This window comes from Paenibacillus sp. FSL P2-0173, from assembly GCF_038008045.1.
Lineage (GTDB): Bacteria > Bacillota > Bacilli > Paenibacillales > Paenibacillaceae > Paenibacillus > Paenibacillus polymyxa_B.
Map to the genome: position 1 here is coordinate 620,340 of NZ_JBBOYK010000001.1, position 14,134 is coordinate 634,473.

A 14,134-nucleotide genomic window follows, 5' to 3' on the forward strand; every position below is an offset into this window, starting at 1 on the left:
GCATAGGATTTAAGGAACGTTATTATTTAATTTTTTAAAAATTAAAATTCTTTGAAACCCTTTTCCATGCCATTCGTATTACTAGTAAGCGGTTGTTTGACCTATAAAACAATTTACTAAGGGGGATTATATTTACATGAAAAAAACATTCACTTTGAAAAATATGATGATGCTGATGATGGCTTTTACCCTATTCATTGCTATGATCGCACCATCTACAGCTGACGCAAGGCGAGGCGGCGGGTTTAAATCCGGGCCTAAATCGTACCAATCTACACCAAGCAAGGCGAATGACAGCAATGGCATCAATAAGTCAGATAGCGGAACCAAGTCAGGGGCAACTGCTGGTAATACAAGCAGAACTGGTGGATTCCTTGGCGGTGGCGGCGGTTTCCTGAAAGGTATGATGCTGGGCGGATTGGCAGGTATGCTCTTCGGTGGATTGTTCGGCAACATGGGCGCATTGGGCAGCTTGCTTGGCCTTGCCGTTAACGTTCTCGCCATTTACGTCCTGATCATGGCCGGAGTAGGTATCTACCGTGCTATTAAAAATCGTCGCAGACCAGATGATTCCCGCGGAGGACGTTACTAAGCTATGATTTTGAGTATGGATGAGATTGTCAACGCTATTTGCTTGCATATGGCTGAACGCAAAGGTGTCCAGCCCACTGATGTGACAGTAGAATTAAGCTGGGAAGAGGATACAGGTTATTCAGCAGAAGTCCATGTACAGGGCCGCAGTCAATATCTGGTGGAAGCCAATATGATTGAAGCAATTCTGAGATACCTGCATTCCGAGTACAATATCCGTGCCTATCGCGAGCAGGTCAGACTGGATCTGGACGAAGAAATTACAGCCATTGTCCAGAACTAACTCTGCATTTCGCATAGATTAGTCGTGCTAAGCACGCTATACAACATCAGAACCGACCTTTGCTTGATGCAAGGGTCGGTTCTTTTTTTGACACCGTTTTTTGTTATAGCTTCTTCGAAATGTGGAAATATAGTGTGAAGTACGTAGCTCCAGTAAAGGCCCAGCCACATCCTTATTTATTGATCAGGCACTTAATGCGGTTGACACTTTAATTTAATTATTATATATTTCATTCAACGGACGGTTAATGAATATGAAAGAAGATGATGTATGTAGTGCATACTCCAAAAAACTCTCGACAGATCCAAGCTGCAGAAACACGTCGAAAAATTCTGCAACAAGCTAAAATACTGTTTTTTAGGGAAGGCTATCATAAAACTACAGTAAGAAGCATTCATAGAGCATTAAATATGGCAGATGGCATTTTGTATCATTATTTTCCTGGTGGGAAAAGAGAATTGCTGACTGTTCTTATTCAAGAAGGATTCGAAGAACAACTAGGAAAACTTAATTCATCTAATTCAGATTTAGAATCCCTTCCATTAAAGGAAGCATTGAAAAAGATATATGAATTGGGAAATGAATTGTTTACGGGGGACATAGAACTCATGCGTATTTTGTTCAGAGAAAGTGATGTGATGGAGCTTTCTGAAACCATTCACCTTTCAAATTTACTTCATGAGCGGCTCCAATGGTTCGCAGGTTTTTTGCAGAGAAGATATGAAAAAGGCGAAGTACGTAAAATGAACTTTGAAATCGCAGCTAGACAGTTCATGTCTATGAGTATACAGGATATTGTAAGCAAATTGATCAATATTGAATTATTAAGCGACCTTTCCAGAGATATTACCAGGGAACAAATTATTGATCATATGCTCGATTTATGGAACCCCTTGACATCATAATCGTGTCAAGGGGTTTAATAGGAAATTAAATTCAACAACCGGTTAATGAAATTTAAATTGCTGACGAAAGCTGAGGTTATTATAATGTCTGAAACGATTAAAATTCATGTACTGCACTGCGGCCAAGTTCAAACCGACATGGCTCTGCCATTTAACCAAAACACACTCAACCCTATTGCTTTTACAGGGATTTTCAGGTCAAAAAAATATCAGAATAAGCTGCCTGTTTCCGCTTATTTAATCGAACATCCTAAGGGCCTCGTATTAATTGATACCGGTTGGCACACCGATGTACGTAAAGATCAGCGCAAATACATGGGTAGAATTCATTACCAAATTAATAAAGCTATTCTTCCAGAAGGTCAGGCAATTGATGAACAACTTCAGAATTTGGGTGTGAAAATAAAGAATTTAGATTATGTCATTTTAAGCCATCTCGATATTGATCATGCGAGCGGTATTAAACTGGTAAGCAAAGCTAAGAATATTTTGACTAGTGACATTGAATGGGAAGCCGCGCCCAAAAGCAAACATCGCTACTTACAACATATGTGGGAAGGAGTCCCGATCAGGACCTTCTCTTTTAAACCATCAGAATATGGTCCACAACATCAGTCATTTGACTTATTTGGTGATGAATCTTTAATTTTTGTGCACACTCCTGGTCATTCCCATGGTTTGTCAGCTACTATTGTAAAAAATAACGGGAAATTTGTTCTCTTAACTAGCGATACAGGATATGCAAAAAAGTCTTGGGAGGAAATGATTCTTCAGGGTGTACTTGTTAATAAACAACAGGCCATTGAATCGTTGAAGTGGGTCAAACATATGAGTAATGAACCTAACTGTATAGAAGTGATCGCTAATCATGACCCAGACATTAAGCCGCATACGATTGTGTTATGATGAGTCATATCTTTGGGGGGCGTTAAGCAAAAGCCCATCCCGATGCCAATTGGAAATAAATCAACTTCCAAGCAATCGGTGATGGGCTCATTTGCATTAGTCAAATCGGTATACCACACTACAGTATTTTAGCTACCATTAGAAGTTTGAATTCATCTACCTTTGCGGCACCCTTTCGAGCAAGCCGCGACCGTACATTTCCCGAAACGGCTGCTCCTCCATATGGATATAGCCGATATAGCAGCCGCATTCTTTCATCCGACACGGGCGCTTGCCGCTCAGACCTTCCAAGCCATCCCTGTACAGATGCCCAATTACACGTCGATCCTGATAGCAATGCTTTACACGTCCATCGCCTTGAACATAAAATACATCCTCTCCGGCACGACATGCTCGCCCCTGACTGCTGTAATCCTGCAAATTCCATTGGAAATAGGGGTCGATTACAGCCAATTCGTCCATCTCGGCATCCGTATAATAATGGGGGCGATCCTTGTAGGCGTTGATCCACAAATAAACATCCTTTGGAAGTTGCGATCGTAAGGAACGAATAGCCGGAAATGCCTGTCTTAACCCGACGGTACCGACACTATAGGAAATACCAAGTTCATATAGCTTTATAGCCTGCGATATAAAAACTTGCTCTTTCGTCTCTCCAGGGTGATATGTAGCCCACAGCGCAGCAGTCTCCGGGTTCAGTTCTTGCGTCCAATCCAGCTTAGTCGATAGATTCGTCTGTACCGCCACTTTTTCCACATGCGCCATGTGGGAAAACTCAATCATGTTCTTGCGATACCAGGAATGAATTAAGGCTTCTCCATACGGATTAAAAAAAATAGAGAGACGATGCCCCAAAGCGCCCTGTTCCCGTACCCAATCAGCAAAACGTTCCAACTGGGCCCGATCATTGTTCAACGTTTCCCGACTATCAACGTTTTTACTGAACGGGCAGTAAGGGCAAGCATAGTTGCAAGAGGTCAACGAACCACGATAATATAAGGTCGCTCTCATGCGCCTACATATCCTTCCATGCGCTCACGTACTGACGTGGAGATCATCCAGTCCCCAATCGCATCGGAATAGGCCATTCCTTCCTCTGTAAGTCGCAGCGTACCCTCCTCGACGACAGCCATACCGGATTCCAGCAGCAACGACATTCCTGTAAAATCGTCCGACAGGGATACACCGAAGCGCTCTGCATAGGCCGATAGCTCCAAACCTTCACGATGAAGAAGCTCCTTTAAGATAAAGCGTCGCTTCCTCTCATCCACATTTAAAATAAAGCCGTAGTCAGCCAGATCATGACGTTCCGCAGCAACATAATCTGCGATAATACTACGCGTAGCTGCTGCACTAACACCATAACGGCTAGCATAGTGGACATTGCGTGTATAGGAGCGTGCACCACACCCCAGACCGGCCATACCTTCCTCCTGACAACTGTAGGGCAAAAGCTCTTTGCTGGATATACCATCATTTTTAGCAAAACGGCGCATGGAATATTGTACATATCCTGCCTGTTTGAGCTGTTCACGCGCCACTTCATACAAAGTAAGGCGAATATCATGATCCAGCCCGGTATAGCCTGGCTTTAAAATCGTATTTTCTCGAATATATAACGGGTAAAGAAAAATCTCTCCTGGCGAGTAAGACAGTGCTTCCTCTAAAGAATACAGCCAGGTTTCCACCGTTTGACCAGGCAGGCCATAGATCAGATCCACGTTCAGCAAAGGAAAGTTGTATTCCACCAGCCGCTCAAGTGCTTCTCTAACAAGTTTTGGCTTCTGAGGTCGGTATATGGCGGCACTTTCTGATTCCACAAAGCTCTGAATTCCCATGCTGACACGATCTGTCCCGCGGCGCTTGAGCACCTCCAACCTATCCTCAGTCACAGTATCGGGAGAGGTTTCCACCGAAATAGAAGCTCGTTTAGGGTCCAGTCCCATTATATTTTCCGCAATGTCAAACAAGCGCTCCACCAAAGGAGCCTCCAGTAAGGTCGGTGTACCGCCGCCAATCGCAAAACGCGAAAAAGGCCGACGGCCCATAATTGGTGCCCATTGCTTGGCTTGTCTTTCTAGCGCATCCACATACTCCTTATGTACATCCAGACGCTTGTCCGGCAAAGTGAAGAGGTTACAAAATCCACAGCGAGCCGCGCAAAATGGAATATGCATATACAAAAAATAGCTTTCTAACTCCTCCTTCTCCCACAATTCCTGCAACGAGAGCGGTGTATCAAACGGACGATAGGCCGTTTTATGTGGGTAGGAGTACAGATAGGAGCGATAGGGAGCTTCACGGATCGTGCGTGCCCATTCAACAGGAGTTTCAGGCCACTGAAACCTAGACGGTGTTAAGTTTGTATCTATCTCCGGGGCTGCCGCACCCGTTGGATGCGAGTGATTCAGATTCATGGCTTTCATTTCTGCTCCTTCCTCGCGCTGGATTGATTTCTTGATATTTTACCAGTACAATCTATATTTCTATTTGCTCTATAATATAAATTCGCGGTAAGGCACATTCCAGACTACCTCATGCGCCAGACGATGTCCTTCATAGCCGTCTTCCCCATAAGCTGTACCATGATCGGAAAAAACCATACAAAACGTTTTGCCCCGATTTCGTAAGGCATCAAACAAACGTCCAAGTTCACCATCCACATACCGTAAGGCTGCCCGTTGAGACTCCACTGAATCTTTAGCTGCGCCTTTCACAAAATAATGATTAGGCCCATGAATCGCTGATACATTCAGAAACAAAAACAAGCGCTGCGACGGGTCTGTATTCCCCAACAGTTTCAGAGCATGATTCACCTGATTCTCCGTCGAACGGGGGTTGGTAACGCCAAAGTTCATACGCCAGTAGCTTTCTTGAAAATATCCAGGCAGCACCTTGGCAAGCTTATTTTTCTTCGTGAAAAAAATAACGCCGCCGATACAGATGGTCCGATAACCTTCACCCTCTAGCCCGGACACAAAATTCGGGGCATCGAACAGCCAGGTATGTGGATGCGTACGCAGCCCCGTATCCTTTGTGTGAAACAGCCGGATATGTGAAGTCTTATCCGTATTCGCTGGAGTCGGCAAAAATCCGCCAAAAAAAGCATGATGTGCAGCATAGGTAAAGCTCCCCGGTGTATGGCGCTTTTCCCACGACCCGGAGCCACACAAATTCGGACAGTTCTCTTCCTCCAGCTTTGCTACATCATAACGCAGGGTATCCAGCGTAATCATGACAATATCATGAGAGCCGACAATTTGGTTCATATCAGTCATATCTGTCTTTCCTTTCCCTAACCACGCTCCTATTAGCGAGGTGCTGCATTTCCCATTCATACGGATTCCAACCCTGATGTTCAACCCGGTATAGCAAATCACCGAACGGATTAACATCCAACACATAGGGACGACCCCCATGAGCCGGAACAAGCACATCCAGCCCAGCGACCATGGACGCCGGAAAAACACTCATAGCAGCTTTCGCAGTAAGCTGGACCGATTCCACCGTACTCTGTGGTAATCCGGCTTCCTTCAGCGAGAGCCGCTCATTACGCAAATGCAAATTGGTAATGGGGCTGTGGCTCAAACGCAAAACCGCATGGCAAGCTTCTGATCCGCACACGAGTTGACGCACATCATAAACACGCCCGTTCAGGGTCGCTTTGGGAATCCAGCGCTCCACATGTACCCCTTCCAGGCATAGCCAGTTAAGGATAGCATGAATGTCCTGCTTATTCGTATAACGACGTAATCGTCCGGCATTATAATACACGCGCTGTCCGTGTATGATTTCCGTTCCAATCGTGGTCACCGCCAGTTCCACGTGTGTATGGGGATGTACCTGATAGGCCATGACACCAGAAGCACCGGACCCACAAAATATTTTCACAAATACGCGGTGAAACCCGCTCTCCTTCATTGCCGTGTGCAGATCATCAACATCACGAAATGCACCACCTGAAGATGCAAGTACTGGCGGGACCCTTATGTCTGCCTTGCCTAAATCGGTGCTACAACGCCGTTTGTCGAACATTACGGCCACTTCCGCCGGATCATTCATCCAGTGTGACGAGGGCCAGAGCAGAGGCACTTCATCCCGCAGCCAGGCCAGCAGACGGCAATAGCCCCGGAACCATTGTGCCGGGTGCCAAATACGACCGTGCTGCTCCTGCAGACGTCGCGCTTCTGCCGCCGCTATACCTGTGCCTTGTGTCCATTCGGGCCATGGCAACAGAGAATCGTCTCCCTCAACATCCGAGGCGCCCAGAGCAATCAACTCACGCTCTACCTCAAAGTTTTCGCCCGGTGCATCCAGACGAAGCAGCGGACCACTGTCCATCTGCCCCGCCAGTAACTGATCAATGCTCTCTTGCACAAAAGAACTGCCATTCACGCTATCCTGCGTAGCTCGTGCAGCTATTCGCAACATCAGCTCGCTCAGACCTTGTTTCTGCCGAATAGCTTCCAGCACATTCTTATAGGAAACCTCCAGAGCGGGCGGAAGCTTTAATCTGCTTCGCGCCTCCTGCAGCCCGGTAGTTCGACGATTCCCCGGATTACCGAACAAGATAAACGGCTCGCTGACATTACAGTCTGACATCCTAACCATAGAGCCGCCTCACTTTAGATCATTTTAATTTTGAAAACAGTCCGTTTTAGAAATCCATTTAACAAATTACTCAGTCAGTGATGGATAGCGCCAATCATCTTCCTCATCCGCTTCTTGTTGATCTTCCACGTTCACAGATAGACCCGAGCTTTTCCAACGTTGCATCATTTCACTAGACATATAATGATAGCTCAAATCCAGATGCTTCAGCCCTTTTATACTTTCACTAGCCAGCAGCGCTTCTGCACCTTTATCAGACAACGTACCTTGTGAGAGATCCAGCACTTCCAGCTGTCCAATCACAGTGGCATTAGCTGCTGCAATTGCAATTTCATCCTGTATTTCACTATCTTTGAGTCCCAAGTATGTAAGTTTGGGAAAAGGATTGCTGTCCAAGAACGGCAAAATATCATTGAGGTTACCGTCAAAACCATAGTCCTCGACACCCAAATACAGTTCCAGCTTGCGTAGTTCAGGCAGTTCCGCATTACATATTTGCTGAAGAACCCTCACAGGCAGGCCACCACAGATAATAACCAATTCCTGAAGATGGCTATGACGAAGCGGCTCCAAGCTCAGGTCCTGGCTTCCTTTGATATGAAAGGACTCCAATGCTGGAAACGCTTCTAACAACGGGGACAGATTCGTCTGGTTAATCCATGAAACCTCACACTCATCATATTCCATATCACCAATAAACAGTTTGCGTATCTTAGGGAATTGATCTTTGAGCTTCACTAACACTGGGATAAAATCCTCTGGTGAACTTTCATAGGCGCCGCCCCAATCTCCAATGATGAGATCAGTAATTTGCGCGCTCTCCGGCTTGGCTGCCAGTTCCTCAATAGATTTAGCCATCGTTTGGCCATTCTCATAAGCTTCATAATCCACTACCAATTTCACTTCCATCTTACAATTCCTCCGATCGCTTGTCTGAGATCTCGTAAACTATCTATTTCCAATTTAGTCTATCCTATTCTACCAATGTTCGTCAAAAATAGTCCCGCTTCGACATCAATCCTATGTAAAATGTGCTCAATGAAATAAAAACAAGACAGCCCGCTAAGCAGGCTGTCTTGCATATTCACAATAAACTTCTACTATTATATAGTACGTGAGTTTAGAGCCAAATTATTGGCTAATTGTAATCGGTGAGTTATCGGACAGCAATGCCAGATTATTCACGATCACATTCTCCTCATTGCTCAAACCACTGGTAACGAGTGTTTGGGAACCTGCCGTCTGAACAGTCTTCACTTCCTTGCGTTTCGCATGGTCTCCGTTTACAACATATACATATTCTTTACCTTGATCCTTTTGAACTGCCGCAGTAGGAACTACAATGCCTTCTTGTGCATTGGCAGCGACAAAGCTGATATCAGCCAACATACCGGATTTCAGTTTCGTGTCTGGATTCGCTACTGAGATTTTTACAGGATAGCCTTTTCCACTTGCATCCAACGGGCTTACATTTTTAACTGTACCTGTTGTTACAATGTTGGAAGCTGCAACACGAACCTGTACCTTGTCACCTGCTTTTACATTGTTGATCTGTTCCGCTGGAACATAGATCAAAGTATTGACTGTACTCAGATTAGCGATGACCAGTGCAGGAGACTGAGCGGATACCATTTCGCCCACTTCTGCATTTTTCGTACCCACAATACCATTGATCGGTGATGTAACAACGGTGTCATCCAATGCATCCTGAGCAATGTTCACATTCAGCTGAGCCTGCTTAAAAGATTGTTGGCTGGACTCGATAACCGCAGTATTTTGAGATACTTTGAGCTGATTTTGCGCATTACTGTAACCGCTATTGGCATTACTATAGCTATTTTTTGCTGAATCATAGCTGTTGCGAGCTGTAGTTAGGGCCTTCTGCGCAGCTACCAACTGATCTTGCGCATTAGCCTGAGCATTTTGTGCATTATTGTAAGCCGCTTCCGCATTCACAACTGCTGTTTTGGCTTGTTCTAATTGTGCTTGGGTACTCGCACCTGCATCAAATAGACTTTGTGTGCGTGTTACATTTTTCTGTGCATCTGCCAAAGCTTGCTGCGTTTGTTTCACCGTATTGGCTGCCGAGGAGACACCATGTGTTGCTTGTTCTACGGCTGTAGTGGCTTGATTAATAGCCCCCTGTGCCTGATTGATTGCGCTTTGGGATTGAATCACGCCGCTCTTGGACTGCACTAAGCCCGAGTTTGCTTGAACCATCGTAGATTCGTGGGATGCTTGAGCGGTGCTTACTCCGGCTGCTGCCGCAGCTGCTGCGGCGCGGGCTTTCGCAACATTATTCCGCATGTCCTTATCATCAAGCTTGAACAGTACTTGACCCTTTTTAACCTCGGTGCCAATATCCACAGGCAGTTCAACCACTTTGCCGCCCACTTTAGGCACGATGTTCACCGTCTCCGAAGGTGTTACGGTTCCTGTATAAATATTTCCCTGTCCGATAATTCCCTGCTGTGCTTGGCTGATTTTAACCGGAACGACCATATCCTGAGCCGCCCCGCTATTACTGGAGCAGCCTGCCAGCACTGCGCCGCCGAGCACTAAAGCCGCTAATGTACTTTCTACTCTCAATATTTTCATGATAATTCCCTTTCTTTCTGTCCGTGGAAATAATGTAAGCCATCCAGTCGTATTTTATAGTTCTTTGGTTATGCTTCCGGCTGTGTCTTTGCTTTCTTCCTCTGAATAAACAAAAAGATTAGTGGAATCGTGCAAAACAGCGGTATGGATGAAATGAGGAACGTATCCCCAATTCCTCTTGATGTAGCATCCAGTGTGATTAAACTACTTATGGATGACATCCATGAGCTGCCCAATGTCGCTTGTAGCGTATGAGCCGAGTCTGGTGTAATGGACTCCGAAATTTGCTGGGCATGAGCAGCCGAACGGCTTTGCATAATGGCGGTTAGCACCGCAATCGCCATAGATGCAGCCACAGTACGTACCAGATTGGACGCTGTAGACGCATTGGCTACCTTGCTCGGATGAACGGCATTCATGCCGACCGTGGACAATGGCATCATGCAAATACCAATTCCCAGACCCCGTAATGCCATTACGGTTTCCAACCAGGCATGCGAAGTATCTGGCGTAAGCTGGTGAAGATGATAGGTCATAAAGCTGGTTAGCGTCAGGCCCACAAGTCCCAAAGGCACAATGCCGAACTTATCGAACAGCTTCCCGGCAATAGGCATCATAGCCGCCATGGCAATGGCCTGTGGAATGAGGATAATACCGGTATCAATCGGTGACACACGCTGGATATTTTGCAAAAACAACGGTGTTAGGAACGTTCCTCCGTACATCCCCATCATGACCAGACTGGAAGCAATAACACTAATCGTATATTTTGAATTCTTGAATAATGAGATTTCAATTACCGCATTATCCTTCCCGCTTTCTACATAGATCAGAAAAACAAGTGCCCAGAAAGCAACAAACAGCAAGGATACAATTCCAAAAGAAGTCCAGCCATCACGCTGTCCGTTTGTCAGTGCGTACAAAAGTGTTCCGGCACAAGTTGCGGCCAGCAAAAAGCCCGGTAGATCAAACGGCTTCGGCTCTACTTTAGGCGGTTCTTTGATTAGAAGAATAACCATTAAAATTGCAAATAAAGCAACTGGCACACTGACAATAAACAAGAACCGCCAGTTAAACCACTCAATTAAATATCCGCTGAGCGTAGGCCCTACAGCCGGCGCTGCCATTGCGGCGATCCCCCATATACCAAGGGACATACCGATTTGTTCACGCGGCATAATTTTGTAAATAATCGTCATACTCAGCGGCATAATAACACCACCGCCCAGACCAGCCAGCACCCGTGCTGCGATCAGGGAAGAATCACTCCATGCAAAAATACATATTCCCGTTCCCAGCGAAAACACGCTGAGCGCAAGAATCAAAAACTTTTTGTATCCGAGGCGCTGCTCCATATATCCGGTAATCGGTACAATTACACCAGATGCAAGCGTGTAACCTGTAATAACCCACTGAATACGTGTCGTCGTAGATCCTAAATCCGTCGTCAATCTAGGAATGGCGACATTGATCAGACTGTTGTTCAGAATGGCGACAAAGGCGCCTAAAACGATAGCGAAAAAGGCAAGCCAGCGTTCTTTGGAAGAATCTGTCGAAGGAGCAGCAGCAATATCATTGGCAGCCACATGGACCCCTCCTTTTTAAGGTGTATGAATTTTTACTTCCACGTTCGTTCCAGGGATAAGCTTCATATCCTTCGGCTTGTTCACAGCAATCTCTACAGGCACACGCTGAGTCACCTTGTTAAAGTTACCACTTGTGTTCACTGCAGGAACGAGTGAGAACACGGCGTTGGAGGCTTCGCCCACTTTACGAACTTTACCCTGAATCACCTGGTCACCTGCTGCATCAAGCGTAATATCAACAAGCTGTCCTGGTTTAATACGGTTAATATCGGTTTCTTCAATGTTCGTGGATACGTACAAGCTGTTCATATCCACCATAGTTGCAACAGCACTACCCGGCGATCCGATTTCATGCTCTTTCGAATAAATCTTAATAACGGTTCCGTTGATCGGCGCGCGCAGTACGGACTTGCTGATCATACTCGCATCCAGCCCCGATACATCCTGCTCGGCAATCGGTTCGTTACGCTGAACAACATCTCCTTCTTCCACATCAATGTGGCTAATTTCTCCGGAGATTTGCGGCATTACCTTATATTGATCGGCTTGAATGCGCGCATCGTCACTTTTAACAAAGTGTGTTGCCTGATACCAATAATAGTAGCCAATAGCTCCACCGCTCAGAATGAGCAGTACAATGAGGATTGGCAATACAGTTTTCTTACTCACTTCTTCCACCCCTGTTGTCCAAAAAATTTTATTATTCAACGCTAATATTTTAAAATTGAAATATTAGGCCATTAAACCAAATAGAGAACGTAAATAAACACATGGCAACATTCCATGCAAAAGACAGGACTAACTTTATGTACATAGGACAATCTGATCCATGATCCACAAACCGTCTTTTTATATTTAAATATTTTCATATAACTATTGTACATTGAAATATTATAGATATATTTATCTATTCAGGCAACATAAATTTTCAGTTTTTTCATAATTTTTTTTCATAAAAAAGAGCCTTGTTTCCAAGGCTCTTTCACGAAAAGGGATAGTTTACAATTAAAGGGTTACACAGTAACGTTATGAGAAAGGCGTAGGTACAGCTGACCGTTGTTTGCAGTTTTTCGCCCCCTGCCCTTCCTTCGTGTTCCTATTCATTCTATTCCCTTGAGAAGCTTGCTTTTCCATGCAACCCCCGCAACGGCAGCGTTCTGTTGTCCCATGTACATACTCTTTGGAATCCCGTAATAGCAGCACGTAATCCAGAGATTGCTGTAAAGAAGAAGGTCCCGGAATGAAACGGACCTTCTTGCCTTCTAGCAGACAATATACCTCAATAAGCTGAGGAAGAGCTCCAAATGCATAATAACAAAATACATTTGTCATATGTTGGAACGTACTAATAACGTTAGGGTTATAGTCAACGATGTACTTTTGAATGAGCAGGGAATCTGCTTCTGCTGATAGTTGCCAAGCAGCCTGAACAATAAGCGAAATATTGACCTCTAACTCAGGCACAGACGTACAAAATTGTTCATACAGCATTACAGGTACCAGCAAGTCATTATTTAAGCCACAAATTTTTGACAACTCACCTGACACTTTATTTTTGACATCCCAATAATGGAACAAAGATTCAAAGCTGTCTGACTGCTTGGGCCACCATTTCTCCAGCACATACTGGACAGGGACTTCCCGCCGCACCTCTACTTCCATTCCAAAGTATTCGTTCAGCGCATGCCCTATTGCATATTGAACCCGTTGCCGCCAATTCCAACCCTCACGCCCTCTTTTCCTCTGTGATTGACGAATTGGCTGTGGAGTTCTCCACATCTCCTCAAGCTGATAGTCGTGCAGAAGAGGAAAGGCGCTTAAGCCATCGCTATTGCGCATACCTATCCCTCACTCTCTTCTCAGGACACCCCAATACCCGCCTGTGCAAATTGTCTTCCGTAAGCTCGGCAATTCTCCTTATCATCATCCAATGGATTAAATTCAATCTTCAGACTCTCCTGAATGACCGATGCGCCGCGTTCTTTGACTTTTTCCTCTACCAAGTCCACTGCGCCACAGAATTGCGTATAAGATGTATCTCCACTGCCAAATACTGCGGTCTTTTTACCAGACAAATCAAGCTCGTCTAGTTCCTCGTAAAAATCCAAAAATTCATCAGGAAGCTCACCATCTCCCCATGTATATACACCCAGTAGGAACCCGTCATATGCGAGCAGTTCTTGCGCGCTGCAATCATACGAAGCCTTCAACTCCGCCTCGTGCCCTGCCTGACGGACGCCCTCGGCGATCAATTCCGCGATTTCCTCTGTATTACCTGTCAAACTGGCATAAGCAATCATGATTTTACCCAAGTTCATCCCTCACCTTTATTTGAAATATGGGATGCTTTCACTCCCTGTTACTCAAATAATATTTGATAATGATTCTCATTGTCAAATGTTAATTTCAAAAACTAGGTTTAATCTTATGGAAATATACGCAAAACAGCCGCATTACATGCGGCTGTTGGCAGATAAACTCTATGGATAAACAAATTATTAGTTACAACATAGGTCATTACCTTATAATGCGTTCCGCCAACATGAATCCACGCTTCGGCAGAAGCTTCGAACGAAGGCTTCGTCTACCACAAAACGCTGGCTACAGGCAGTTTAGGCAGTTTGTGTTTAATTAAGTGGAACTTCAGCTGTGTT

The 14,134-nt window shown here is 45.1% G+C and carries 14 protein-coding genes; 4 read left to right on the forward strand and 10 right to left on the reverse strand.

The window, feature by feature from the left end; genetic code table 11:
• Positions 1-136 precede the first annotated feature (136 nt).
• The 4 genes from MKX30_RS02615 to MKX30_RS02630 all read left to right on the forward strand — a co-directional run bounded on the left by MKX30_RS02615 (position 137) and on the right by MKX30_RS02630 (position 2,685).
• On the forward strand, positions 137-592 hold the full coding sequence (locus MKX30_RS02615) for a hypothetical protein (protein WP_023989057.1): 456 nt from the start codon (positions 137-139) through the stop codon (positions 590-592).
• Positions 593-595: 3 nt separating this feature from the next.
• On the forward strand, positions 596-874 hold the full coding sequence (locus tag MKX30_RS02620) for a YxcD family protein (protein ID WP_044647775.1): 279 nt from the start codon (positions 596-598) through the stop codon (positions 872-874).
• Between the two features lie 263 nt (positions 875-1,137).
• Positions 1,138-1,779: a TetR/AcrR family transcriptional regulator gene (locus MKX30_RS02625; protein WP_143758223.1), complete on the forward strand. Its 642-nt coding sequence runs from the start codon at positions 1,138-1,140 to the stop codon at positions 1,777-1,779.
• Between the two features lie 84 nt (positions 1,780-1,863).
• Positions 1,864-2,685, forward strand: a complete 822-nt coding sequence (locus MKX30_RS02630; protein ID WP_044647803.1) for an N-acyl homoserine lactonase family protein — start codon at positions 1,864-1,866, stop codon at positions 2,683-2,685.
• Between the two features lie 156 nt (positions 2,686-2,841).
• On the opposite strand, the gene MKX30_RS02635 is transcribed toward MKX30_RS02630, so the two are convergent.
• The 10 genes from MKX30_RS02635 to MKX30_RS02680 all read right to left on the reverse strand — a co-directional run bounded on the left by MKX30_RS02635 (position 2,842) and on the right by MKX30_RS02680 (position 13,798).
• Positions 2,842-3,696, reverse strand: a complete 855-nt coding sequence (locus tag MKX30_RS02635) for an STM4011 family radical SAM protein (RefSeq protein ID WP_341062421.1) — start codon at positions 3,694-3,696, stop codon at positions 2,842-2,844.
• Positions 3,693-5,111, reverse strand: coding sequence for an STM4012 family radical SAM protein (locus MKX30_RS02640; RefSeq protein WP_341062422.1), 1,419 nt, complete (start codon positions 5,109-5,111; stop codon positions 3,693-3,695). Before MKX30_RS02640 ends, MKX30_RS02635 begins: the two co-directional genes overlap by 4 nt.
• A 69-nt stretch (positions 5,112-5,180) precedes the next feature.
• Positions 5,181-5,963, reverse strand: a complete 783-nt coding sequence (locus MKX30_RS02645) for an STM4013/SEN3800 family hydrolase (RefSeq protein ID WP_341062423.1) — start codon at positions 5,961-5,963, stop codon at positions 5,181-5,183.
• Positions 5,956-7,296 carry an STM4014 family protein gene (locus tag MKX30_RS02650; protein ID WP_341062424.1) on the reverse strand — a complete coding sequence of 447 codons (1,341 nt, stop codon included), beginning with the start codon at positions 7,294-7,296 and terminating at the stop codon, positions 5,956-5,958. Before MKX30_RS02650 ends, MKX30_RS02645 begins: the two co-directional genes overlap by 8 nt.
• A gap of 66 nt (positions 7,297-7,362) precedes the next feature.
• Entirely contained in the window at positions 7,363-8,205 is an 843-nt protein-coding gene (locus tag MKX30_RS02655) for an STM4015 family protein (protein ID WP_341062425.1), read from the reverse strand.
• A gap of 222 nt (positions 8,206-8,427) precedes the next feature.
• The gene (locus MKX30_RS02660; RefSeq protein WP_023989063.1) at positions 8,428-9,894 is read right to left on the reverse strand and encodes an efflux RND transporter periplasmic adaptor subunit; all 1,467 of its coding nucleotides are present in this window, start codon (positions 9,892-9,894) and stop codon (positions 8,428-8,430) included.
• Positions 9,895-9,962: 68 nt separating this feature from the next.
• A complete protein-coding gene (locus tag MKX30_RS02665) occupies positions 9,963-11,480 on the reverse strand; it encodes a DHA2 family efflux MFS transporter permease subunit (RefSeq protein ID WP_023989064.1) in 1,518 nt (505 codons plus the stop codon).
• Positions 11,481-11,495: 15 nt separating this feature from the next.
• Entirely contained in the window at positions 11,496-12,149 is a 654-nt protein-coding gene (locus MKX30_RS02670; RefSeq protein WP_023989065.1) for an HlyD family secretion protein, read from the reverse strand.
• A 357-nt stretch (positions 12,150-12,506) separates the two neighbouring features.
• On the reverse strand, positions 12,507-13,319 hold the full coding sequence (locus MKX30_RS02675) for a hypothetical protein (RefSeq protein ID WP_053325630.1): 813 nt from the start codon (positions 13,317-13,319) through the stop codon (positions 12,507-12,509).
• A gap of 20 nt (positions 13,320-13,339) precedes the next feature.
• On the reverse strand, positions 13,340-13,798 hold the full coding sequence (locus MKX30_RS02680; protein WP_034095047.1) for a flavodoxin: 459 nt from the start codon (positions 13,796-13,798) through the stop codon (positions 13,340-13,342).
• Positions 13,799-14,134: the final 336 nt, after the last annotated feature.